Here is a 25,599-nt window from a genome sequence, read left to right as displayed (position 1 = left end):
TTTTTAGTTTTTCACAAGCTTAAATCTCCACCAAGCATCTCCACCAACATTGATATCCACAGTCATTACCGTTTCATTATCCGAAAGTGCAACATCATATGTTATCGAAGCAGGAGCATCAGCAGGATTTGCCAATTCACCTCCATTATACGCTTTAGGAATTCCCAGAAAAGCACCTACTCCATCAAGAGTGATTGTTCCTGCTACAGCATCGTAAGTGTATGTTGCTGCATTCGATCCATCATGAGGTGCAACAGGTGTACCGCAAGCATCGCTTCCTCCTTGCCACCCTTCAATCCAGGTATCACTACCCAAAACATTTCTGAAAGAACCATCAGCTCCAAAATCATAAGTGTCATCAAAGAAACATGCTCTTGTGGTAACGTCATCAGCTGTATTCGACCACCAAGAAGTATCTCCTAAACCAGGCCCGACTCCTATTGCTCCAGCTTCGGAAGCAATGCTCCAGCTGCCTACTATAGGAGAAGAAATCTCTCCCACTTTTACAAGTTTAAATCTCCACCAAGCATCTCCACCTATGTTGATATCCAGAGTCATTACCGTATTGTTTTCTGAAAGTGTAACATCGTAAGTAATTGATGCCGCTGCATCAGCAGGGTTTGCCAATTCTCCACCATTATATGCTTTAGGAATTCCCAAATAAGCTCCAATACCCTCAAGTGTTATTGTTCCTGCAACTTTATCATAGGTAAAAGTTGCTGCATTTGAACCATCGTGAGGTGCTACGGGAGTTCCACATGCATTAGATCCACCTTGCCAATCTTCAACCCAAGTATCACTTCCTAATACATTTCTAAATGAACCATCCGCTCCAAACTCGTAAGTATCATCGAAGAAACATGCTCTGGTAGTAACATCATCGGCTGTACTCGACCACCATGATGTATCACCCAATCCAGGACCAACTCCAAGTGCTCCAGCTTCAGGAGCCATTTTCCACACACCTGCTAATCCGCCATTAACAGCTGCGCTAACAAGCTTGATATCATCAAAATAATAATTTGAGTCATCTCCATTATTTCCGAAGTCGAAGAAAATTACGACTTTCTGATATTCATTTGCTTGATCGATTGCTGAAAAATCATAAGTTAATTCTTCCCATGCATTTGCAACAGTAGTTGTTGCATCAACCTCATAACCAATATTACCATCGGTTAAATTTTCAACTTTTAGCTTTACTGTTGCACCTGCTTTTGGCGACCAAACCTTAACTCTAAACTCTGTATTGTTTGAAAAATCAATAGGATTCTCAAGAGTAAGGAATGAACCTGCCCATATTTCTGCTCCGGCAGACTTATTACTTTGAGCAACTTTAGCACTAGTGTTGATTCCTGATGCATCAGGATTATCGATTACAGATGAAGTTGTACCTCCAAAGTTTTCAAATGCATAATTGATCGTGAACGATTCAAAATCAATAGGCAAATTAATCGGATCAGCAGCCTCAGGTACATTTACCGTTTCGGTATATTCTGCAGTTGCTGCCCCAGCACTTTTCGCAACAATTCTAACATCATAATCACCAGGAGCTTCGTAAGTATGAGAAACTGTCTCTCCTGGCATTAACATCGTTGGCTCTTCATCTTCTACATCACCAAAATAAACTTCAAAAACGGTTGCAAAATCCGCTGTAGCTGTTACGCTTACGATTCTTGGATTTTGAGTATTATTTGTAATGTTCACCTCTAAATTTTCAGGTGCTTTAAATGTTACATTTAATTCCTGTACAAATTCTGTTGTTTTGCCATTTATGCTTACGGCAATAATTTTTACCGAATAAACTCCTTCTGTATATACATGTTCAGCAATTTCTCCTGGCTTATAGGTTTCTGTTTCAGAACCATCGCCAAAATCAATGGTAAATTGCTGAGCTCCCTCAGCATTAGGGGAAATACTCACAAGACCTGAATTATCTTGTGTGATATCGAATACTGCTTCCACATTAGTAGGAGCACCTATATAATCTAACGAATACAAGTTATCTTCATCTGTTTCACAGGCAAAAAAGACACCTAGGATGAAAATAAATGCGCTTATTTTAGTTAATATTTTCATATCGAATAATCTTTTTAGTAATTAGGATTTTGTGACCAATTGCCATTTGAGAATTGAATTTCTTCAAGAGGAATAGGGAATACTTCATGTTTGCCAGCTACGAAACCTTCAATTTCATCAGCTGCTCTTCCTGTTCTTACAAGATCAAAGAAATGATGTCCTTCACCCATTAATTCCACTCTTCTTTCATGATAAATCGCATCGGTTAAAGCTGCACCTGTTAAGGTTACATCGTGATTTGTATCACCAAAAGCTCTTCTTCTTACTTCTGAAATGTATTCTTGTGCTTTTGTATCTGAAATACCTCCACGGTTATATGCTTCTGCTGCCATAAGCAACACATCTGCATAACGAATTGCTCTATAATTGTTCGGATTGGTTAGATTCAAATCTCCTTGAGCTTCCGCTCTTCTTTTTCTTGGTAAGTACTTTCTATTAAAATATCCAGTGTGCTCAAATCCTGTAGTATAAGTTGCACCCTTACTTTCTGCCCAAGCAACGATATCTAATATTGTGACATCTTTGCGAAGATCTCCTGGTTCAAACTGATCTACTGCTTCCTGAGTTGGCACATTAAAACTAAATCCTGAAGAAAACAAAGGTCCATCGTAACCTCTTACGCCACTAAAACCTACTGCAACATTACCTTCGCTACATTGCAAACATCCAAATCCAGCACCCTCAACATCTGTATATTGAATTTCAAATACAGACTCAACACCATTTTCGCCAGTCATTTCGAAAATTTCATCATAATCTTCAACAAGAGAATAATTTAAACTTGTTATTACCTGATCCAAAACATTTGCCGCCTCACTAAATTTTTCCTGAAATAAATATACTTTCCCAAGTAATGCTCGGGCTGCACCTCTTGTTACTCTTCCTGTTTGTTCCGGCACATCTGGCAATACATTAATTGCATCAATTAAATCTCTTTCAATTTGCGCATATACATCTTTTACTGGTGAGCGAGGAATTGAAGTCTCATCTCCTAAAGCAAAACGCTCATCTATTTTCAAAGGCACAGGACCAAACCATTTTACCAATTCAAAATAGTAATAAGCTCTTAGGAATTGTACTTCTCCAATCATCGATAATCTTCCATCAAAATCGATTTTGTCTTTAAACTCCATAAAGTAGTTGGCTCTCTGAACCCCTGCAAACATCCAATTCCACACATCATGTAAATTGCTATTTACCGGAGTATGAATCATATCGTCAATTTGTTGCCATCCAACAACATCTGTAGCACTTTCTCCACCACACAATGTATTATCTGATGCTATTTCGCCTAAGATTACATTTACATAGGTATATTGTAATGCATCATAAACTCCTACCAAACCATTATAATAGTCCTGTTCTGAGTTGAAAAAATTCTCAGAATCAATAGAGTATTTGGGTGCTTCCTGTGCAAAATCATCCGAACAGGAAACCAATATATTTACGGCTAAAACAAAAGCCCCTAGAACTGCAATGCTATATTTTATTTTTTTCATGATTGAGCTTTTTAAAAGTTTAGATTTAATCCGAACGTATATGTTCTTGCTGCAGGATAAAATCCATAATCGATTCCTGAAGTAATAGGATCGCCATTTGATGCAGCAGGATCATAACCTGTATAATCAGTGAAGGTATACAGATTGCTTACTGAACCATAGAATCTTAATTTAGAGATCTTTAGTTTTGAAGTAAGATGTTCTGGCAGTGTATATCCCAATTGTATGTTTTGAATTCTTAAGAAAGAAGCATCCTCAACATAGTAATCTGAAATTACCTGATTTGCTGTAGCTCCTGTGGTCACTCTTGGAACAGAATTACTTGTTCCTTCTCCAATCCATCTTTCCAAATTGGTACTTAGCTTATTCACATTTACATTTGAACGTTCGTAGTTCCGAAGTTTATCGTTACCCAATGATGCATAAGCATAAGCTGAAAAATCGAAGTTCTTATAGTTAATGGATAAATTTAATCCCATGGTTACATCAGGAATTGGATTTCCGATATATGTTCTATCATCCGCATTTATCACTCCATCATTGTTGGTATCCACATACCTTAAGTCACCAGGCTGAGCTTCAGCTCCCAATGCAATTTGCGATGGGTGAGCGTTAACTTCTGCCATATTCTGGAATAGTCCGTCTGTTTTGTAACCAAAGAATGAACCAATAGGCTGTCCAACTGCCATTCGGGTTGGGCTAGGTTGTCCTACACTAAATTCACCAGCTTCGATAAATCCAGTTCCATTGTTTACTTTAGTTACCTCATTATCTAAGGTTGTCATATTATAATTCACCTTAAACACCAGGTCTTCACCTATTTTGCCTCGGTAACCTACTGCAAATTCAAAACCACGGTTGCGAACCTCACCAGCATTGATAGTTGGCCCAGCAGCTCCTGCACCATTAACTCCTAAAATTCCAGAAACAGGTACACCTGCAACTAACAAATCATTGGTAGTTTTTACGAAGTAGTCAGCATTGATATCAATTTTATTATTCAATAATTTCATATCTAAACCAATATCAAACTGTTCCGACTCTTCCCATTTGATGGTATTGTTAGGAAGTGCTCCAATTGCTCTACCATTAACTAACTGCCCGTTGAAGATATAGGTTCCTTCTCCATCCATTAATGATAAGAATTTGTTAGGATCAATTTTATCTGAACCAAGGAAACCGTAACTTGCTCTTAGCTTGATGAAATCGATAAATTCCATGTCACTCATAAAATCCTCATCGGAAATTACCCAACCAGCAGTAGCTGAATTAAAATACCCTACACTTTCATCTGGACCAAATTTAGTAGAAGCATCTCTTCTGAACATTCCGGAAAGCAAATATTTTCCTTCATAATCATATTGAAGACGAGCAAAATAAGACAATCTTCTATCATCGTAATCCCATGAATTGTTGGTTTTTGCTTCACTAGTTCCTTCAGTTAGCGAGATATCTGCAAATTCCCACGAGTTGTTAGGTACATCAAAACCTGTTGCATCTAAATGGTCACCCCAATTTTTATATACAGTAGTACCTAAAGTTGCTGTTACATGATGCTTCTCTAGAAACGTATCATCGTAGGTAACAAAGGCATCAAATGTGTAATCATTGAAGTTATCTCTAGCCTGGAAGACACTACTTCTGGTATTATCAAATACTTTTCCTCCATAACTTATTTCCTTAGCAAAAGATTTTTCCTTGCTACTACCAGTGTTAAATCCAATACGAGCCGTTGCCTTTAATTGTGGAGAATAAATGTACTCCATGCTAAAACTTCCGCTCAATCGATTTGACTTATAGATATTATAAGTATCATCGATTTGTGCCATTGGGTTGATCACCTCATTACCAAGACTGTTAGGAGCTAAAAAGAATGAACCATCTTCATTATATACCGGCATGGTAGAAGGCATGTTTAATGCATTAAACAATACCGATCCTAATCCATTTTCGTTAATTGATCTTCTTCTTAAGTAAGTATAAATCAAGGATGATTTGAATTTCAGCTTTTCAGAAATATCAATGCCCAAGTTCATTCTTGCAGTATTTCTCTTGTAGCCTGATTTATCTTTCCCTACAATACCTTTCTGATCTAAATCTGAAGCACTTAACGAATATACTATATTATCAGATCCTCCACTTAAACTCACATCATTCTTGTAGATTGGTGCTGTTGAGAATACTTCATCCTGCCAATTGGTTCCTTTACCTAAATTTGAAATATTTGTAAACGGCAAATCTTGTCCATTTGCAGCATAGGCTTCATTTAATAATGCAGCATACTCAGTTGCATTTAGCACTGGCAATTTGCGTGAAGTTTCTTGAATACCAACAGAGCTGTTAAAACGAATTGCTGGCGCAGTGTTTTTACGACCTGTCTTGGTTGTTACCAACACAACTCCATTTGCACCAACAGTACCATAAATTGCCGCCTGTGCATCTTTTAATACCGTAATGCTTTCAATATCATCAGGACTTAAGGTTTCCAATGATCCTTCATAACCATCGATAATAACAACTGGAGAAGCATCTCCATTTGTAGAAATACCGCGGATTCTTATATCTAAACCAGAACCTGGAGCTCCCGAAGAAGAACTTACTACCACTCCCGAAGTGGTTCCTTGTAAAGCTTGCTCGGCTCTAACAGGTTTGATTTCATCGATTGTTTTGGCTCCAAGCACAGTTACTGCACCAGTAACATCACGCTTTTTCTGAGTACCATAACCAACTACTACAACCTCTTCAAGGCCTGTAGTCTCAGTCATCAGAATAACATTTACAACAGTTTGGTCTCCAACAAAAATCTCCTGTGGAGCAAAACCAATCATTGAAAATACCAAAGTAGCATCCTTAGATACTTCTATAGAATACTTACCGTCAAAATCGGTTGATGTACCAATTGTTGTTCCCTTAACAACAATGGAGGCAAATGGAATAGGAGTTCCATCTTCTCCAGAGGTAACAATACCAGTTACAGCATTATTTTGAGCAAATACTTGCAAACAAAAGAATGCCATAACTATTAACACAACTGTTTTTTTCATAAATTTAGTTCGTTAAGATTAGAAAAAATTAGCTCATAAATTTGGGTTACATTTATTCACCTAAATCGTTTGCAATATCTTTTCTTATTTGAGCAAAATCAAAAATACAGTTACATCAAGAACTCATCAACATCCAAAATACAATACATCATTACTACATCAAATGATTTTTCAGAACTTATAATTACCTGTGTAACTAATACTTAAAAAATACAACAAATCTTAAAAAATGCATATTACTTATACATCAAATATGAAAAAAGGCAAATCTTTGTTGCGAGATTTGCCTTTTTATTAAAATTGATATTTTATACGTTCAGTAAGAAATCTATTAAGTTTTCTTCTCGGTTTAAATCAAATTTCTTCCTTAACCTGTACCTACTAATTTCTACTCCCCTAACCGAAATATTCATTAAGGGTGCAATTTCTTTTGTGGATAAATTCATCCTAAGATAGGCACACATTCTTAAATCCTTTGGTGTTAATTGTGGAAAAGACGACCTCAGCCTCTTTATAAAGTTTTCATGCACCTGATCGAAATGTAACTCGAATTGTTCCCAATCCTGATCGCTATTAAATTCGGAATCTAAGGTTTTCATCAACTGACGCACTTGAACCAATGCAGTTGGATCCTTTATCTTTTTTAAAGCCTTCTTCAATTCTCCAACAGCATATGAAAGCACCTCATTTTTATGGATAATATTCATTGTAGAGCTTGCTAATTCGCGAGTTTTAAAATCCACCTCGCTTTTTAACTTTTCATTTCTTAATTCTACAATTTCTCTTTCTGCAATTAAAGCCTCTTCTCTAAATTTTTGTTCCTTAGCTTTAAGTTCTTCCTCCTGCTGTTTCTCCAACCTGTATTGTATCTGCTTCATTCTTAAGCGAACCAATAAAATCAAGCCATAAATAATAAGTAGTGAAGTGAATACATATACAAAATACGCCAATTTGGATCTGTACCAGGGAGGTAGAATTACAAATTTAAACTCATCGGGAACAGATTGAACCCCATATTGATTTTGTGCCAAAACTCTAAACACATATTCTCCCTCTCGTAAATTGGTATATTCCTTATTGGTGCTTACCTCCCATGCAGAAGTATCTTGATCAAATCCTTGCAATTGATATTTATAATTCACCAACTGTGCATGACTTGATTGAGGAGCGCTAAACTGAAAGCGAATCTCATTGTTCTTATACTTTATATATTCTACTGAATTTTCATTATTTGATTTGCTTCCAGCATAAATCACAGAATCTTGCTTTTTACCTGCAATTCGCACCTCTCGAATCAATGTATGAAATTTATTTTCATACCTTTTTCGTATTTCAGGATTGTAGTGAACAAACCCATCTTCAGTGGCAATTAATATATTTTGTCTGTCAATTTCATACACATTTTCAAATGCACCAATAAAAGAGCCACGAATAGAAGAAAATGCCAATTCCTGCTTTGCATAGGTATTATCTACTTGTAGTTTTAAAATACCCACTCTTCCATCCTGAAAATACCAAACATCACCATTGGATTGTTGAAAAAGCTTAGTAAGCTCTTTTTTCGTGCCGAATAAATTATTTAGGGATGAATAAATCTCAAACTTGTTAAGCTCAGGAACATACTTATATATTCCGTTATTCGTTGTAAAGACCTTTTCTCCTCTAACTTCATGAAGACCAATACTCAAATCAGAAGGAAGACCATCCTCAGTTCCATATAAACGAACATTAATACAAGAATCCAAGGCATTATTCAACACAATTCTATAGATCCCCTTGTATCCATGACTCATCCAAATACTGTTATCTGCTCCCCAAAGTAATTCTCGTGAAGATTCATTAAAACCTCCTATCTTTTGTTTGAATTTCCATTTGTCTTTTTCTGATTCTCGTTCAAAAAGAATTAATCCAGAATAAGTTCCTCCGATCATTTTATTTGGAAAATCCTTGTGGTATAAATATTTCCAACCTCCTTCAACATCAGAAATCAACTCCCCCTTATTCTTATCAATTCGAAATGTCCCATTGGTATGTCCGCAGATTAATTCTCCCCCAATTACTTCCAAACTCCATACCTGTCCGGCAGTATTTTCAACAAGATTAAACTTCTCCTCTGTATTTAAAGTTGCATCTGAGAAATCGTACTTCTGAGCAAACAAGCCCATGTTGGTACCAAGATACAAGTATCCATTGTGGTATATTGAAGCATAGCCTGTTCCTATATCTCTAATCCTTGGGAATGTTGAAACAGGAGAACTAATTTCAAGATGATTAATTCCATTATCCAAACCCAGCCACAAGTTCTCTTCTGAATCCTGAAATAAACTAAGTATGGTATTATTTAGCAATCCTAAATCAGTATTGATATGCTGGATAATTTGTCCCTGCTTGTTAATGATATACAATCCATTTCTTACTGTTCCAAAAACAAAATACTTTTTATTAACCGCTAATCCTGAATAAATCTGTTCTTTGATAAAAGACTTGTTTACCTTCAAATTCCAGGCTTCTATTTTCCCAGAGCTATAAATAAATAAGCCATTTAAAGCTGTTGCAATTAAAAGTTCATCTTCTGAATATGGCAACACACTTACAATTTCATAATTCTTTAATTTTTCTCCCTCATCAACCAATTGAAAATTCTGCCCATTCAACTTACAGAATCCTTTTTTGGGTACCTGAACATAGAATTCATCGCCAATTACAAAACTTTGACGAAATAGTTCTCCATCCCCCAAAACAGATATCTTACCATCTTTATAGAAGAATATTTTTTGAAAGCTATGAAAAACAATTCCATTTTTGTAAAGATAAATCTGCCATATCTCTTTAAAATCTCTATCCTTTTCAGGTACTAAATTTACCAAAGAACGAAAAGTCAATTTTCCTTTTTCGTCGGGCTCTAAAAATCCAAACTCATTGTATGCACCAACAAATACCTTATCCGATTCATCAATGACCAAAGAACGAACCACCGAATTATTTGGCATTTCAATCAAACGCCAATTCGTTCCATCAAATTCCAAAACGCCTTCATTATTGGCAAAATACATCAAACCCATAGAGGATTGTGCAATGTCCCAATTTTGAGTTCCTCCATGATATTCACCTCTTGGAAAATTCTTGATAAATGGGATTCCTTTATTCTTTACCTTAGCTAAACAGGAAAAATTTAAAAGCAGAAATAGGAGTAATATTGTAGTAGATTTATTCAAAGCAATGGTGATTTTGTTTATTGAAAGATATAATGATTCATAAAAATATGCAAAGTTGATTTAATACTACAAAACATCACAAACAATTTTTCTCAACTATAACAAAAGCTTACAATTAACAACTCTTAACACCAAAAACACCACATCAAACAAATAACTCACTAAACAGCCGAGACTTACAGCTAATGCGAAAGTTTTAGGATTAACCTTATTTAACCTTGATTCACCTTAAATCAGTTAATGATGCCTGGATGTTAGCTTATCTTTGAATTAAATTTTAAAACAAAGATTAATGTACCGAATTTTACTATCTATATTTTTCATCCTAACCGGATTATCCTTATTTGCTCAAAAGAGTTATACTTTAACTGGAAAAGTACTGGATTCGCAGGAAGAAGGCTCTTTACCTGGCGCAACAATTCTATTAATAAATAAATCTGATACCATTCAAAAAACAGGTACCATAACCGACGAATCGGGTAATTTCAATATAAAAGTAAAACCCGGACAATATGATTTTCAAGTTTCTTTTATCGGCTATAAGGATATTAAAAAATCAATCACCGTTGATAAAATATCCATTGATCTAGGTCAGTTTAAATTGATTGAAAACTCTGAATTTCTTCAAGAAATTAATATCACCGAAACATTGCCTCCTACAAAAATTAAAGGCGACACCACTGTATTTAATCCAGATGCATTCAAAGTAAATCCAGATGCTACTGCAGGAGAACTCTTAGCCAAAATGCCTGGTTTTTATGAAATGGATGGTAAGCTGGTAGTAGAAGGACAAGAGGTTGCAGAAATACTGGTTGATGGAAAAAAGTTTTTTGGGAACAATATGAATCAAGCTTTGGCAACAATTCCAAACGATGTAATTAAAAATATTGAAGTTTACGAATACAAAAGCGATGAAGAAAAGTTTACCGGTTTAAAGAGGAATGAAGAAGATAAAAAAACATTAAACATTGTTACCACCAAGAAAAGCAAAAGACTTGTTTTTGGAGATGTGGCTGCAGGACTTGGTAAAGACAACAGATATGGTTTCGATGGGAATTTTAACAGTTTCTCGGATAACAATAGCATTACCCTTACTGCAAAATCGAGAGATGTAAATGCGCCTCTAAAATTAAGCAACCGAAATTTTGGGAATAGAAGCATTGACGGGAATGATATTCAGGATGATTCTTTCGGAATCAACTTTGTAAATTCGAAAAATGAAAATGACATTGAGTTTAGCTATGAATATGGAAATCAAGAGTACGAAAACAAGAGTAGCAGCGTAAGAAATTATACTTCTGATGCTCTTTTGGGCCAAATTCAAAATTCAACAAACCACTCGACCAATGACAACAATGATCATCGGATTAACCTGAGAGTATCCTTAAATTCCAATCCGAAACACAGATTAATGCTGAATACCAATATTTCTACCGCTGATAGAGAGTCAAATTCCAATTCAATTTCTGATACCAAATTAAACGGCAATCCTTTAAACTCGAACAATAACCATAACTCTTCTGAGAATAAAAACTACAATCTATACCAAACCGTAAATTATTCGAAAAGATTAGGCAAACAAGGCCGCTCCTTGAATTTAAATGCTGGATTTAATTACTCTAACAATAAGTCGGATGGGACGCAATTGTCTGAAACTTTAAATGAAAGCAACGAAGTAAGTCAAAGTATCAACCGAATTTCAGATTCTAAAAGGAAAAATACAGGTGTCAATGCTGGAATATCGTATAGCGAACCCATTGGCAAAAAAGGATTTGCCAGCTTAGGATATCGTTTCAATTATAACGAACAAAAATCAGATAAGTACGGATATAACTTTAATGAAAATGAAAACTCCTATAGCGATTTGGATGAGCTAACCACGAATAATTTTGAAAATTCAAGCATCATAAATGCAGGAAGATTCTCGTATAACCTAAATGGTAAAACTCATGGTTTTAGCTTGGGAGCCGATTTTGAAATGACTACACTTAAAAATGAAGAGTCATTTCCCAATCAGACAGATTTTAACAAGGATTTCTTCTCATTCAAGCCATATGTTAGGTATTCGCTTAATTTGAAGAATCAAAAAAGAATAAACCTTAACTATATGTCGCGAACAACAACTCCAAATATTCGCGATTTACAAGAAGTTGTAGATCTTTCGAATCCATTGTACATTTCAACTGGTAATTCCGAATTGGAACAATCGAGCTCTCACACTTTAATGGCACTTTATTCAGCTTCAAACATGAAAAAAGGAAGTCATTTGTCCATTCATGCCATGGCAACTTCAACAAACAATACTGTAGGAAGAAGAACAATTGTTGCAGCAAAAGATACAACCATTAATGGATTGTACTTTCTACCTGCAGGAGGTCAATTTTCAGAACCTGTAAATCTTGATGGTCAATATTCAATCGGAACAAGTATTTCGTATAGCTTTCCTCTTAAAAAGTTAAAGTCCAAATTAAATATCAACACAAGAGGTCGTTTTTCTCACAACCCTACTTTTGTAAACGATAAAAAGGCATATACCGATTCGTGGAACTTGAATCATGGAATGACTCTAAGCTCCAACATTAGCGAAAAAATCGATTTTACATTTACCAGTTCAAGCAATTATCAAAAGTCCAATAACACATCAAATTCCGGTTCAGAGTATTTATCTCAAACAACCTCGCTAAACATGTATTGGAATTTCTATAAAGATTTGGTATTTAGAACAAATGCTAGTAACAATTATCAAAATAACTTTTCGACCAACGATGTGGATAACTTTTGGCACCTAAATCTTGGTTTATCTACCAAAGTATTTAAAAGCAAACGCGGAGAATTATCATTCACGGCTTATGATATTTTAAGTAAAGATGATCAAAGATCTCACTTTGTTTCGGATTTATATACTGCAGATTACTACACAAATAAATTGAACAAATTCTACATCCTTACTTTCAGTTATAAATTAAGAGATGGTAAAGAAAAAGGCAGAAAGCACAGAGGAGAACATGGGATGTATCCTAGTTATGGCAATTACAACATGATGTAATTACATGAACATCAAAGCAACAAATTATTTTCTTTTTAATTTTCATAGTCAAGTTTGGCCATTCCGAGAGGGATGGCCTTTTTCAATCAGAAATTTTCAATGTGTTGTTAAGAAAATACATTGCTAACTGATCACCCCCAAACAGTTCTCTGCATTTTGGTTAATTAAGGTTAACAATCCGAACATTTGCTACTGAAAGCCAGTATATTTGTTACATGTCAAAAAACCGATTAAATAGAAAGAAGTTTAAAATCATTTCACCCATGGTTTTAAGTATGTTTTTATTGGTAACTTTTGTGGGATACTGGTTGCATTCTCAGTACAACAATGAAAAGAAAAACCTGCAGGTAGAATTATCCAGACTTTATAATACATCCATAAACGATGGAGAGTTTATTTTCTTTTATCGAAACGTGATTAAACCTGCTTTAAATTATCAAGACACCATTAATTTCGATAGTTTAAAAATAGGAACGAAAAAAACCAGTGCTGAGTTTAAAAAGGCTTATGTTAAAGATTTAAAAGCATTTGTAGATACCAATCAAATCTATATAAATGCATTTAGAGCTATCGAAAAAAATTCATTTATTCCTGATAGTTTAAAAGATGAACGATATTATGATATTTTAAGATTAGGTTATCGTTATCAAATCTACCCTGCTCAAATTCTCTATAACCAAAGTAAGAATCCAAACGATACAACTCAACAATTTTTGAGAAATATATTCTTAAGAAATGTTACACTCAAGTTCCCAAATTTAAAAGCTGGTCACGAAGAAGAAATTGATAGAGAAAATATTGAGTCGATTGAAAGAACCAACAGTGAAATATTAAAAAGAGGGAGATTGGGAATCATTACATATACCCGCAGATATGATAAAGCAAGTGTTCTATACTTTGAACATTACTTTCTACATCTAATTGCAGAAATTCTGGCGCAAATTATATTTGGAATTGTATTGATTGGTCTATCCATTTTTGCCTTGGTATTTGCTTACCGGAGCTACCTTACACAGGCAAAGTTGAACATGCTTCGTTCCGATTTTGTTAGCAATATTACACATGAATTAAAAATTCCGGTATCCACAGCCAAAGCCGCTATGGAAGCCATTCTGAATTATGGCATTACCGACGATAAAGAAAAAACAAAATCCTACCTAAAAATGGTCGCTTCGGAGATGAATCGCCTGGATAGTCTTACCTCAAGAGTATTGGAACATTCAAAGCTTGAATCAAATCAACATCTGCTAAAGAAGGAAGAAACCAATTTGAACGAATTTGTCGATCGAATTGTAAAGTCGGTACAACTCTTTTATGTTGATACGGTCAATATCAAATTTACCAAACCCGATGAATTGATAAGCATACCAATCGATCGGGTGTATATTGAAGGTGTTATTCGTAATTTGATTGAAAACAGTAAAAAATATGGTGGCGATGATGTAAGTATTGTTGTTAAGCTATGGCAGAAAGGTGTACATGTTTACATCTCGGTTATAGATAATGGGCCAGGAATTCCAAAAGAATATCTGAGTAAGATTTTCGATCGATTTTTCAGAGTGCCAACTGGCAACCAGCACAATATAAAAGGATTTGGTTTAGGCTTGAGTTTTGCTGCTTTGGTTATGAAACAACACAACGGATCTATTTTGGCTGATAACCTATCGGAAAGTGGTTGTGAAATGAAATTAGAGTTTCCAGCAGTAAGCAGTAAGCAGTAAGCAGTAAGCAGTAAGCAGTAAGCAGTAAGCAGTAAGCAGTAAGCAGTAAGCAGTAAGCAGTAAGCAGTAAGCAAAATTATGACAGTTCTATCTGAAATCGCAACTGATAACTGATATTTAAGCATTATTAACAAAATCAAATTCCTATTATCTTCTTACATTTCTTATCTTGCAAGGCACTCTAGCTAAGATCAACATGAATAAAACCAAAATACTTTACGTTGAAGATGAACCTAATTTAGGGCAAATTGTTTACGACTCTTTAATTTTAAAAGGATTTGATATCATTTGGGTAACAGATGGAGCCCATGTAATGTCGAAATTTCATGATTTTACTCCTGATATTTGCGTTCTGGATATCATGCTGCCAAATGTTGATGGTTACCAACTTTGCGAGCACATCAGATCCAAATTTCCAGCTCTTCCAATCATTTTTCTTACTGCCAAAACTGAAACTCCAGATCTTGTAAAAGGTTTTGAAGCTGGCGGTACCGATTATATCCGCAAGCCTTTTAGCATAGAAGAGTTGGTGATTCGAATTGATAACCAATTAAAGCTACATGGCATTGGAGAAAACAAAGAAACTGTAAAAGAGCAAAAAATTGAGCTTGATGAAATTAAATTAGGAACTTACACCTATTTTCCTAAAAGATATGAATTAATCACTCCTTCAAAAACCATTAATCTGTCAAATCGCGAAGGCGAATTGCTAAAAAAATTAACCGAAATGGGAAGTAAGGTTGTGGAACGAAAAGACATTTTAATGCAGGTTTGGGGAGACGATTCATTCTTCAATTCCCGTAATCTTGATGTGTACATTAAAAAGCTTCGAAACTACTTTGGCGAAGATGATAATATTGAAATTCAAACCTTACGCGGGAGAGGATATTTGTTTTTGGTGAAATAAACAACTTTTCAAAAAATACAAAAAGGAGTACTCTAGAAATAGGTACTCCTTCTTTTATAACAATAGATTGAATTTCTATTCAAAGGTAGAGTCAAGTGTTCTAAGCTGAATCACTTTCTTGATTTCTTCCAGTGATAATTCAGTTTCCAACTTGATGTTTACAGATTCACCGGCCAATACATCGAAATAATTATCAGAAAAGAATCCATCTTCATCACCAAGGGTCAAAAATACATTCTTGGCCAACGCATCCGATGATATGTTTATTTCGTAGTTTTTTTCTTCTTTAACAATTGTGTACTCCACATTTGGCTTAGGCAATTTGAGATCTTTCACCGACTTAAAATATAAGGTATTCCTCGCCACTACTTCTTCACCCATTTGCAATTCAACCAAAAACATTTCCTTGTCGGGCTTTCTGTTCTGTAAGAATGATTTAAGCTCCTGCGCAAAGAAAACTTCGCTTGAATTTTTACGAATGACAATATCTTTGATTTCCGACCAGTTTTCTTTCCCTGAAAAATCAAGCACTCTCATGATTAGTTTGGCTTTGATTTCTTTCTGATGGTCATTTACCACAGCTAGCTTAATACTGTCATTTTCGGCATAAGGAGAAACTAACAAAGGTTCAAAGCCTTTTTTCACATAGTATTGTAGAGCTTTCCATTCCTGGTAATAATCAGTAGAACTCCATGAAGCCACAGGCCAGCAATCATTAATCTGCCAGTACAAGCTTCCCATACAGTATGGCATGGCTCTTCGGTGACCTTCCAATGCAAATTTAATTCCTTCGGCTTGCAACACATGATTCACATACAGGAATGATTCAAAATCCTTGGGCTTCTTGTAATCTTTTAGCATGTAATATTCAATGGTTTCGTTCCCTATCGACGATCGCTGGTGCGACTTCATTACCTCTGAATAGATATCGTAATCCTCAGGCTCGGCATATTTTCTAACCGATTTCATCTGAGGGAAAGATTGAAAACCATATTCGCTCATAAAGCGAGCAATATGTGTGGCATAGGTTTCAAATGGTTCTTTTCCCCACCATACTCCCCAGTAATGATCATCACCATTGATTAAATCCGGCTTTATTCCTGTTCCTGAAGAAGGACTTGAACTCCAGTAAAATCTTGATGAATCATATGCTTCCACTGCTTTAGGCAATACTTCATGAAAGATATCGGCGTAGGCTTTCCAAACTTTAGCACTTACCTCCTCACCTTGTTCTTTCACTTGTCTTTTCCAACCCCAATTGTTCCAGGCAACCAAAATTTCGTTGTTTCCACACCAAAGTGCAATACTTGGATGATTTCTGAGTCTTTTGATGTTATCTCTTGCCTCAAGTCTTATATTGTCCAAGAAGTCCTGATTACCCGGATACATTGCACAGGCAAACATGAAATCCTGCCAGACCAATATTCCTGCCTCATCACATAAGTCATAAAACAAATCATCTTCGTAATAACCACCTCCCCAAACTCTAAGCATGTTCATATTGGAAGTTTTGGCAGTATGAATCACCTTTTCAAGTTGCTCCTTACTAACCCGGGATGGGAAAATGTCATTAGGTATGTAATTGGCTCCTTTCATAAATACTGGCACCCCATTAACTTTGAAATAGAAAGAAGTTCCTTTTTCGTCCTTCTCACGAACTACTTCTACCGTTCGAATACCAATTCTGCGACTTGCTTCCTCTATTTTTCCATTAACATTTACCTGCACCTTGATATGATATAGGTTTTGATCTCCCAAACCATTAGGCCACCAAAGTTTTGGGTTTTCAATATCAAAATTCAATTCGTATTTATGAATTCCCTTTCTCAAATGAACTTCTGTAACAGCTAATTCTTCTCCTTCATTTTGAATCAAAATATCGGCCAACACTTCGTCCTTAGACTCCAATTCAAGAATCGCAGTAAAATTGGCAATATCATCGTTCACTTTATTTTGCACGATCTGTAAATCATGAATTCTTGCATTGTCCCATGCTTTAAGATAGACAGGACGCCAAATGCCACTACTTACCAAACGTGGTCCCCAATCCCATCCATAATGATAGCCTGCTTTACGAGTGTAAATGCTTACTCTTTTGTTTCCTTCAACCTGTCCCAATTTAGCCTGATCATTCTCCGCACCAGGATAGACAAATCCATTTGCATCATAAAACTTCAGCCCTTCTCTGATTGGCGATTTAAACTCAATTTTCAGTTTGTTCTTTCCTACTTTCAGATATTTCTTTACATCAACTGTCCACTCCCGAAACATGTTATCTGCCGAAAGTACTTTCTGATCATTCAGGTAAACATCGGCATAGGTATCAATACCTTTAAAATCAATGACAATTCTATCCTTGCTCAAAACTTTCTGATCCAGATCAAATTCTGTTTTATAAAGCCAATCCTTTTTATCGATCCATTGCAAATCATGCTCATTTAATCGATAAAAAGGGTCTTTTATTTTCTTATTTTCAATCAGGTCTGTATGTACACAGCCTGGCACTTCGGCAGGCATCCAATTTATCGAATCCTTTTCAGAAAACTCCCAACTGGAGTTCAACTCTTTCACAATCATTGAGTTTTGATTTTGTGATTTACAGCCCAGAAGAAAAATCAGGACAGTAAATACTACAATACATCGTAGAGACATAAGTTTGTTTTTATTGTTTGGCTTTGGCTTTTGGAATTCATGCACTAAAATAAACAGAAAAAAGAAACCGATGAATTGTAAACTTGTAAGTCTTACAATTCATCGGTCATTATCCTGGCGCTGTGTATGCACCGTCTATATAAACAGCACTTTTTTATCTCTGAATAGCTCTCCATATTCGGGAGGTAAATCAATTAAATCGGCAGTTAGATCATTGATAATATCCAGACTTTTATTGGACAATAAATTCATGATATCATCAATGGTATCTCCGCAAAGCATAAAAGGCATCTGATGAAAAACCATTTCATCCTTCCAACACAGAGCATAAATCTGATATTCATTTACCTCATCCATAGCCTTATTTTTCACAATACAATTGTTCAGCCAAATATCAGCATCCATCAAATCATGCTTTTTCAACTCTTTATCTCTTTCTTCCACCCTACTGTTGGCTTCAAAATAGGCAGCAATTTTCTCATTCGATTCTTCTGACAGCGAATCATGCATTTCCTGTCGGCAATCCATACAGCAAGCCAACTCAAAAACCAATTGTGGCTTATCAGAACCTGGCTTTTTTTCAAATGCCTTCTCAATCAAATACAATTCGTTACCATCAGCTAAATTCTTACCACAAATGGTACACTCAGTGAATTGTTTCTCCTCCTTCTCCGAATAGAATATCTCGGGAATGGGTGCTGAATGTGTTATTTCAAATAATTCTGACATGCCGTAATTTTTACTCAAAAATAGCAAAAGGTAGCATATTTAAAATCCAAATTAAATTTCTCTTTAGACTTCCATTTTTATTGTTTATGCATGAAAAGATCATACTATTAATCAAATGCATAAAATCTATAAATTGGACACAAATACTATCATTTATACCTTTTTAAAAGTATAATCTACGATTCAATATAATTCTAATAATTAAACAACGTCACCAGAAACCTGATGACGTTGCGCATTTTTAAGCAATTGAGAATAAACCTCTATAACATGGGAACTATTGACTTGCTACATCTCTATTACCTAAAAACAACTCTTGTCGAAATTAATTAGCTTTTACTATTTAATCATGATACGCTTTCCCATATCTGAATATTTTAACTTCTCTTTCTGAATTAGTTCTAAAACAATTTTTGCACCTGAATAATGTGACAAATTCAAACCTGCTAAAATATGCCCTAAACCAACAGGTTGATTCAAACGAACAAATTCCATTATTTCTTCTTCCAATATTTTATTACTTCTCATTTACAATACACTTTTACAATAGGCGACTTACTCAATAACCTTTTTTTCGATATATCGCGAAGACATAATTCGCAGCACACCCATATAATCCATAGTAAACTCAATCAAACCACCTACTTTATACTTGTTAATATTATCCCCCAAGTCAACCACCAACATATCGGAGCTAGCCCCCACAAGTTCAAGTGAATGATCCTTTGGAGTAATGTGTTTACTATCAACATCCAACATCCCCAAATCGATAATGGCCCGATAAGATGTCTCACCCATCTGATCTACCTCTACTGTAAGACTTTCACCTTCAAGATTTGTACCCAACTCACCAGCAGGAACCATTGGTTTCTCTATTAACTCAATTATTTCAGCATACAATTTAAAGACATCAGTATGTAATCCTTCAAGCGCTGTATCGTTGTAAACATCAGTCCCCATGAACAAGGATTCTCCGACCCTAAAATGGTTTATTCCTTTCGGCAAAATTTCATGAATTAAAAGAGGAATGGTTACTGAAGCCCCTCCAGAAACCAAAGGAATTTTCTTATTAAACATGGCCTCTATCAACTGGCGGTATAAGCTAAGCTGTATTAATTTGTCCTCGTTAGGTAATACACCATTTAAACAAGTAAGATTTGTGCCGATACCTACAACTTCAATATTTGGCAATTCAAACACCTTCTTGTAAAAGTCGATAAAATCTTCACGCATCACACCTTCTCTTAGCTCTCCCATTTCGATCATGATAATGATTTTATGCTTTTTATTCTGTTTTAAAGCCTCTTTAGAGAGTAAGTCTATGGTTTTTAACTCAGTGTTCACACTAACATCTGCATATTTAATAATTTCACTCACAGATAACTTTGGAGGAGGTTTTATATATATGGTCTCAATGTTAGGATCTAATTTTTTAATCATTTTTAGATTAGAGACTCTTGAATCACAAAGACTCTTTATTCCTAAGGAAATTAGATTTTCTAAAAATAATTTGTTTCCACACAACAATTTTGAAACCACAGTCCATTTAATGCCATTTTCTTTAAACAACTTATCTAAATAGCAGTAATTTTCTTGCAGTTTTGAAATATTAAGAGTTACAAATGCCATGACACTTTATTTTGTGAATCTCATTTCAAGGTATTTATTCTCAAAGCCCATTTTTTCATACAAATGCTTTGCAGGATTATTTGGTTCAACATGTAAAGCGATTGAACCTTTTGCAATCTTTATGGTTTCTTCCATAAGTTTCTTACCAATCCCCTTGCCTCTGTATCCCTTATGGGTAGCAATATATACAAGTATGTTTTCAGGGATATACCCTTCCATTCCAGTCCTATTTACCACCACAGATCCAACAATTTTATTATCTAATTTTGCAGACAGAATAAATCCGCCCATCGATGGTGTTTCTTTTAATGCATATTGCATAGCTTTTTCAATATCTGCCTTGTCATCTCCGTATTCTTCCAGATGCTCATACAGAAAATTTAACAGCTCTTTCTTTTCATAACCATCAGGACGAAGAAAGGAGGTCATAAGTTTAATTGTAATCATACTTATATCTTTAAATTTTGTTTCTACACAACAAATATAACAATTCAAATCACGTAGGCAAAATATACACTAAAAGTCTCCGACTTGAAACAAAGCCTCTAAAACACATTTAACTCTTTGAATATAGGTATTATTCGACACACACACACTTTTTATATTACTTCGGAAAATTTGTATATTTAATTTCTTGTATGTATTTTGTTTCTACAGAACAATTTTCACAAAATTCATGACCAATGAGCTATCATTTAGGATTAATTTATAAAGACATACTTTGGAAAAAGTGGAAAAAAGATCAGAATGTAAAAAAGAATAATTCGACAAAGAAAAAGACTACAAACGAACCTCAGAGTTCTTCTTCAAAGCAGAATGAAAAACTTTAAACAAATCATTAAAAACATTCCTGAAATTTATCTCTGTATTTGTATTCTTTATTATGGAATCATTAACGGTAATTGCAGCATCCTAACTAGTATCATTTTGTGCTTAATTGTAATAACACAAGTAATTTTCAAACTAAAACCGTTAGGAGTTTTAATAGCATTTACATTTCTCTTAATTAGTATATTAATTTTTAGAAATCATATCGTTTACAATTTACATCCCATTAATCTTGACATTCATTTCTTTTACATATTAATCTCATTTTCAATCAACATTTCATTCTTCACACTATTGATACTAAAGAATGTGAAATAAAAAAAAGAGGTCGTTAGACCTCTTTTTTTTATCTTGACTTACAAAGCCAATATGAAAATTATATCTGAAATGATATAACAAGAAAAACCAGATTTACAACACTTTAATATTTTAACGAATCTTAATAATAATCAATCCAAATACATTTGATATGTGAGTCTTTAATTATTTAATATCAACTCAAATTTATCATTACCTCTTAATTTTTTAAAGTGAACCTCCTTATCCAACTCATCTACAAATGCATCAGATAACTCTATCGCTTTTTCAATATCCTTTATAGCATCATTATCTTTTTCTAAATGAGCATAAGCACACGCTCTTTGCCAATAGGCCAATGCATATTGACTATCCTTTTCAATTGCAGCATTGGCTAAATTAAGAGCCCATCGAACCTCTCCAATTTCAAGAAGAGCATCAGCCTTATAGGTCATAGCTTCTATATCACTTGGATTTATATCTAATATCTCATCATAAATAGAAATCTTCTCTTCCTCACTTTTCTCAATCCCAGCTCTCATCCATAAAGAATGAATCGAGTTTGTCGTACTTATTTTCTTTTGTGTATCTACTATAATCTCCGACCTTTCCTTTGCTTGGTTTTCTATTGCATTCAATCGCTTTTCATAATCAGCTGTAAGTTGTTGAATTTTAGCTCCAGTATCTTTTTTAATTGTCTTTTTAATGTCACTTAGAGATTTCCAGCCTAGCAATACAAGCAATGATGCCGCTGCAGTAATTATATAGAAAATATTATTTATGGTACTTGTCGTATAGTTTATTGCCCGATCTGATGACTCAAGTTTTACTTCTGCCAACTTCTCAGCTACATATTTTTTTAGTTCAAGGTTTTCTTGTCTCAAACTTTTTAATTCATCTAATATGTATCTTTCTATGAATGGCTTAAACATAGGCTGCTCAAGCGAATCAACCTTAACCACTTTTTCTTCGGCTATTGCACTAAAAGAAACAAACAAAACAATTAATAAAAATAAATTCTTCATAGCTTTTCAAACAAGTCAACTCTAATCAATAAACTCTGAACATTAACATTTTAGAATCATTTTACTGCCTTTTAATTTTTTACACCATAATCCTTTTTTAAAGACTTTAGCAAACTATAGCATAATACCAGAAGCAGTATTGCAAAAGGTAAACCAGTTAATATCGTTGCAGTTTGCAAGGCAGCTAGCCCCCCACCGATCAGCAATATAATTGCAATTAAGCCTTCCATTGAGGCCCAAAATATTTTTTGCCCAACAGGAGCATCCAGCTTTCCTCCGGATGTTAGCGTATCAACCACCATCGACCCACTATCAGATGAAGTAACAAAGAAACATGCTACCAAAATAACCGTTAGCAAAGAAGATATAAATGGAAAGGGATACTGCTCCAACAAATGGTATATTGCCGTAGCAATATTGGCGTTAACCGCTTCCGATATCTGAGTATTTCCAAGCAATTCCTGATAAATGGCACTTCCTCCGAATACTGAAATCCATAAAAAGGTCAACAATGCAGGCACAAACAGCACTCCCAAAACAAATTCGCGAATGGTTCTTCCTTTAGAGATTCGAGCAATGAAAATACCAACAAACGGCGACCATGCTATCCACCATGCCCAATAGAATATGGTCCATGAATTTTGCCAATGAGTACCTTTCTTTACACCAATATAGGATTCTGTCCAAAAACTTAATTCCATAAAGTTACTTAGGTAATAGCCTAAATTCTGAACAAATGTTTTCAATAAGAATGCAGTTGGACCAATCAACAACACAAACAATAATAATATAAGTGCCAGGCGCAAGTTGATCTCACTTAATCGTCGAATCCCTTTATCAAGACCCATAACCAGTGAAAGAGTCGCAAACAAGGTAATCACCACAATCAACCCAATTTGCCAGGTTACTCCATACTCCACATCAAACAAATAGGTTAAACCTGCATTTACCTGTTGCACACCAAAACCTAAAGAGGTAGCCAGGCCAAATAGAGTAGCGATGACTGATACAATATCGATAATATCACCAATAGGTCCATAAATTTTCTCACCAAACAATGGATAAAAGATGGAGCGAATGGTAAGTGGCAATTTTTTATTGAATGTAAAATACGCAAGAGCTAATCCCACAATAGCATACACCCCCCAAGCATGAAATCCCCAATGCAAAAAGGTAACCCCCATAGCTGATTTTGCAGAAGCAACACCTTTCATCGCAAAAGGATTATTATCGAAGTGAAAAATTGGTTCGGCAACTCCCCAAAACAATAAACCAATTCCCATTCCTGCACTAAATAACATGGCAAACCATGATGTCATTTTAAATTCAGGTTTTGCTTCAGGACCACCTAAACGGATTTTTCCGTATTTACCAAATCCAAGAAATAAAGCAAATCCAAGGAATACATTCATTAACAAAATGAACAGCCACCCCACACTATTAGATAAAACAGTCTGTGTATTTGAGAACCATGTTGCCATTGGTTTTCCTACAATTAAAGTAGTGGTAACTAATGCAAATACTACCAAAAAAGAGGATACAAACACAGTACCATTGGCCTTTATTCCTAAAAAAGATTTACGGTCTGAACGAACATATACCTTTTCTTCATCTGCAGCAATTGATACCGATTTTATCTTATCATTTATTTTATCAATTCTTCTTTTTAATCCCATATCAATAATATTCGTTTTTACAGTAACTTTTAGAAGTAATATCCTACATTCACATTAAACCAAGAGTGCCACTCGGGATTCGCAGCTCCTCGGCCGAAACCATAAGCATCGGCCGATTCACCAAATGCACCCCATGGACCTAACCAGTCCTGATTTTTACCCGATGCATAATCGATATAAGTATAAATCGGACCAGCTTTCACCATCACTCCCAGTACATTCATTTGAGTGTCGTTAAATTGGGAATTACCCTTTTTCATGTAATTGTAATTGTCATACACTTGCAGCGACTCAATTGGTCCCCACTCCACAGGTATCGTATAGGCAACACCTCCACATATAATGATTGCTTCGCTGGCAATATCGTAGGTATAATTATAGGCAGCCATCTTAATCAAATCATTATCGGCACCCTTATAATCGTATCGGGTTAACTCAAACTTCACATCCAATCTCTCTTTTTCAAGAAAACGACCATGATAATGAAGCGCGAAGGCATTGTAGTGGTAATTTTTATCTTTTACATGATTTCTGTATCGAGCCAACTGTGCCGAAAAACCTACTTCCTGATTATTGAATTTACGGGCAGCACGAAAGTTGAACTGACCATTCTCTTCATTATCACCAGCCAAATCGTAAGAGTATCTTGCCAAATCCACGGCATTTCCTTGCGATCCGTTTGAAAAAGTTGTCCAAGCCCTTCCTCCTTCGGCATTCTTGTAAAACGCAAAGGCAAAATTCCACTTGTTCGTATCGAACACATACTTTAGCCCGGTATCGTAATCATCTTCCAATCCCACGTAGTAAGGAAGATTAAAAAACCATGAGTGCGAAGCAAATGGTTGAATTCCAAATGGAACTTGATGCACTCCCAATTCCAGATGTGAATTGTCATTAAAATTATATCCTATAAATCCATGATGCAACATACCTCCACCAAATTCTGATGGATAGAAACGATATTCAGCATCCATGTATAATTTTTCATACCTTGCTTTGGCATTCAAACGAAAAACATCAAGAACAGCATCCCCACCTACGTCCTTGTTATTTTCATCCCAGTTTTTGTATCTGAAATTAAACCGGAGGGCTCCTCCTATCTTAACATCCTTTATCTTTTGAGCTTGCGCAACATTAGCAATCACTATCAATGCCAATATCAATTTAAATCTTCTTAAGAGATTTTCTTTCATAATTCAAGTTTTCCTTTTCCAATCCTCAACTACCGATCTCTTGACCATATGAAATAAAGAAC

General features: G+C 35.1%; 16 protein-coding genes. 4 read left to right on the top strand and 12 right to left on the bottom strand.

Features of this window, described 5'->3' with window-relative positions; translation table 11 throughout:
- Positions 1–3: 3 nt before the first annotated feature.
- The 4 genes from ACKPCA_RS00755 to ACKPCA_RS00740 form a co-directional block, all read right to left on the bottom strand.
- Positions 4–2,076, bottom strand: a complete 2,073-nt coding sequence (locus ACKPCA_RS00755; RefSeq protein ID WP_321280777.1) for a COG1470 family protein — start codon at positions 2,074–2,076, stop codon at positions 4–6.
- A 14-nt stretch (positions 2,077–2,090) separates the two neighbouring features.
- Positions 2,091–3,575, bottom strand: coding sequence for a RagB/SusD family nutrient uptake outer membrane protein (locus tag ACKPCA_RS00750; protein WP_321280776.1), 1,485 nt, complete (start codon positions 3,573–3,575; stop codon positions 2,091–2,093).
- Between the two features lie 11 nt (positions 3,576–3,586).
- Positions 3,587–6,619, bottom strand: coding sequence for a SusC/RagA family TonB-linked outer membrane protein (locus tag ACKPCA_RS00745; protein ID WP_321280775.1), 3,033 nt, complete (start codon positions 6,617–6,619; stop codon positions 3,587–3,589).
- A gap of 308 nt (positions 6,620–6,927) precedes the next feature.
- Complete coding sequence (locus ACKPCA_RS00740) at positions 6,928–9,834, bottom strand: triple tyrosine motif-containing protein (protein ID WP_321280774.1); 2,907 nt, start codon at positions 9,832–9,834, stop codon at positions 6,928–6,930.
- A gap of 292 nt (positions 9,835–10,126) precedes the next feature.
- On the opposite strand from ACKPCA_RS00740, the gene ACKPCA_RS00735 reads away from it, so the two are divergent.
- From ACKPCA_RS00735 to ACKPCA_RS00725, 3 genes are all read left to right on the top strand, one after another.
- Complete coding sequence (locus ACKPCA_RS00735; protein ID WP_321280773.1) at positions 10,127–12,880, top strand: TonB-dependent receptor; 2,754 nt, start codon at positions 10,127–10,129, stop codon at positions 12,878–12,880.
- A gap of 215 nt (positions 12,881–13,095) precedes the next feature.
- The gene (locus ACKPCA_RS00730; RefSeq protein WP_054718583.1) at positions 13,096–14,601 is read left to right on the top strand and encodes a sensor histidine kinase; all 1,506 of its coding nucleotides are present in this window, start codon (positions 13,096–13,098) and stop codon (positions 14,599–14,601) included.
- 196 nt (positions 14,602–14,797) lie between these two features.
- The gene (locus ACKPCA_RS00725) at positions 14,798–15,508 is read left to right on the top strand and encodes a response regulator transcription factor (RefSeq protein ID WP_321280771.1); all 711 of its coding nucleotides are present in this window, start codon (positions 14,798–14,800) and stop codon (positions 15,506–15,508) included.
- Between the two features lie 75 nt (positions 15,509–15,583).
- On the opposite strand, the gene ACKPCA_RS00720 is transcribed toward ACKPCA_RS00725, so the two are convergent.
- The 5 genes from ACKPCA_RS00720 to ACKPCA_RS00700 form a co-directional block, all read right to left on the bottom strand.
- On the bottom strand, positions 15,584–18,085 hold the full coding sequence (locus ACKPCA_RS00720; protein ID WP_321280770.1) for a beta-mannosidase: 2,502 nt from the start codon (positions 18,083–18,085) through the stop codon (positions 15,584–15,586).
- 210 nt (positions 18,086–18,295) lie between these two features.
- Positions 18,296–18,889: a hypothetical protein gene (locus ACKPCA_RS00715; protein ID WP_321280769.1), complete on the bottom strand. Its 594-nt coding sequence runs from the start codon at positions 18,887–18,889 to the stop codon at positions 18,296–18,298.
- 339 nt (positions 18,890–19,228) lie between these two features.
- Positions 19,229–19,417 (bottom strand): hypothetical protein, encoded by a 189-nt coding sequence (locus ACKPCA_RS00710; protein ID WP_054718556.1) that lies wholly within the window; start codon positions 19,415–19,417, stop codon positions 19,229–19,231.
- 27 nt (positions 19,418–19,444) lie between these two features.
- The gene (locus ACKPCA_RS00705; protein ID WP_321280767.1) at positions 19,445–20,518 is read right to left on the bottom strand and encodes an alanine/ornithine racemase family PLP-dependent enzyme; all 1,074 of its coding nucleotides are present in this window, start codon (positions 20,516–20,518) and stop codon (positions 19,445–19,447) included.
- 6 nt (positions 20,519–20,524) lie between these two features.
- The gene (locus ACKPCA_RS00700) at positions 20,525–20,965 is read right to left on the bottom strand and encodes a GNAT family N-acetyltransferase (protein WP_321280766.1); all 441 of its coding nucleotides are present in this window, start codon (positions 20,963–20,965) and stop codon (positions 20,525–20,527) included.
- A 236-nt stretch (positions 20,966–21,201) separates the two neighbouring features.
- Here ACKPCA_RS00700 and ACKPCA_RS00695 point away from each other — a divergent pair, with 236 nt between their 5' ends.
- Positions 21,202–21,348, top strand: a complete 147-nt coding sequence (locus ACKPCA_RS00695) for a hypothetical protein (protein WP_321280764.1) — start codon at positions 21,202–21,204, stop codon at positions 21,346–21,348.
- 477 nt (positions 21,349–21,825) lie between these two features.
- Here ACKPCA_RS00695 and ACKPCA_RS00690 read toward each other — a convergent pair whose 3' ends face one another.
- The 3 genes from ACKPCA_RS00690 to ACKPCA_RS00680 form a co-directional block, all read right to left on the bottom strand.
- Positions 21,826–22,668, bottom strand: coding sequence for a tetratricopeptide repeat protein (locus ACKPCA_RS00690; protein ID WP_321280762.1), 843 nt, complete (start codon positions 22,666–22,668; stop codon positions 21,826–21,828).
- Between the two features lie 71 nt (positions 22,669–22,739).
- Positions 22,740–24,344 carry a BCCT family transporter gene (locus ACKPCA_RS00685; RefSeq protein WP_321280761.1) on the bottom strand — a complete coding sequence of 535 codons (1,605 nt, stop codon included), beginning with the start codon at positions 24,342–24,344 and terminating at the stop codon, positions 22,740–22,742.
- Positions 24,345–24,373: 29 nt separating this feature from the next.
- Complete coding sequence (locus ACKPCA_RS00680; RefSeq protein WP_321280760.1) at positions 24,374–25,537, bottom strand: hypothetical protein; 1,164 nt, start codon at positions 25,535–25,537, stop codon at positions 24,374–24,376.
- Between the last annotated feature and the right edge of the window lie 62 nt (positions 25,538–25,599).

Source organism: Marinifilum fragile, from assembly GCF_963677365.1.
Lineage (GTDB): Bacteria > Bacteroidota > Bacteroidia > Bacteroidales > Marinifilaceae > Marinifilum > Marinifilum fragile.
Note: the sequence above shows the minus strand (reverse complement) of the source record. Positions and strands in the feature narration are given on the sequence as shown.

Coding starts and splice junctions, on each gene's coding strand:
- ACKPCA_RS00755 (WP_321280777.1), bottom strand. CDS start 2,076: ATGAAAATATTAACTAAAATAAGCGCATTTATTTTCATCCTAGGTGTC.
- ACKPCA_RS00750 (WP_321280776.1), bottom strand. CDS start 3,575: ATGAAAAAAATAAAATATAGCATTGCAGTTCTAGGGGCTTTTGTTTTA.
- ACKPCA_RS00745 (WP_321280775.1), bottom strand. CDS start 6,619: ATGAAAAAAACAGTTGTGTTAATAGTTATGGCATTCTTTTGTTTGCAA.
- ACKPCA_RS00735 (WP_321280773.1), top strand. CDS start 10,127: ATGTACCGAATTTTACTATCTATATTTTTCATCCTAACCGGATTATCC.
- ACKPCA_RS00730 (WP_054718583.1), top strand. CDS start 13,096: ATGTCAAAAAACCGATTAAATAGAAAGAAGTTTAAAATCATTTCACCC.
- ACKPCA_RS00725 (WP_321280771.1), top strand. CDS start 14,798: ATGAATAAAACCAAAATACTTTACGTTGAAGATGAACCTAATTTAGGG.
- ACKPCA_RS00720 (WP_321280770.1), bottom strand. CDS start 18,085: ATGATTGTGAAAGAGTTGAACTCCAGTTGGGAGTTTTCTGAAAAGGAT.
- ACKPCA_RS00715 (WP_321280769.1), bottom strand. CDS start 18,889: ATGTCAGAATTATTTGAAATAACACATTCAGCACCCATTCCCGAGATA.
- ACKPCA_RS00710 (WP_054718556.1), bottom strand. CDS start 19,417: ATGAGAAGTAATAAAATATTGGAAGAAGAAATAATGGAATTTGTTCGT.
- ACKPCA_RS00705 (WP_321280767.1), bottom strand. CDS start 20,518: ATGGCATTTGTAACTCTTAATATTTCAAAACTGCAAGAAAATTACTGC.
- ACKPCA_RS00700 (WP_321280766.1), bottom strand. CDS start 20,965: ATGATTACAATTAAACTTATGACCTCCTTTCTTCGTCCTGATGGTTAT.
- ACKPCA_RS00695 (WP_321280764.1), top strand. CDS start 21,202: ATGAGCTATCATTTAGGATTAATTTATAAAGACATACTTTGGAAAAAG.
- ACKPCA_RS00690 (WP_321280762.1), bottom strand. CDS start 22,668: ATGAAGAATTTATTTTTATTAATTGTTTTGTTTGTTTCTTTTAGTGCA.
- ACKPCA_RS00685 (WP_321280761.1), bottom strand. CDS start 24,344: ATGGGATTAAAAAGAAGAATTGATAAAATAAATGATAAGATAAAATCG.
- ACKPCA_RS00680 (WP_321280760.1), bottom strand. CDS start 25,537: ATGAAAGAAAATCTCTTAAGAAGATTTAAATTGATATTGGCATTGATA.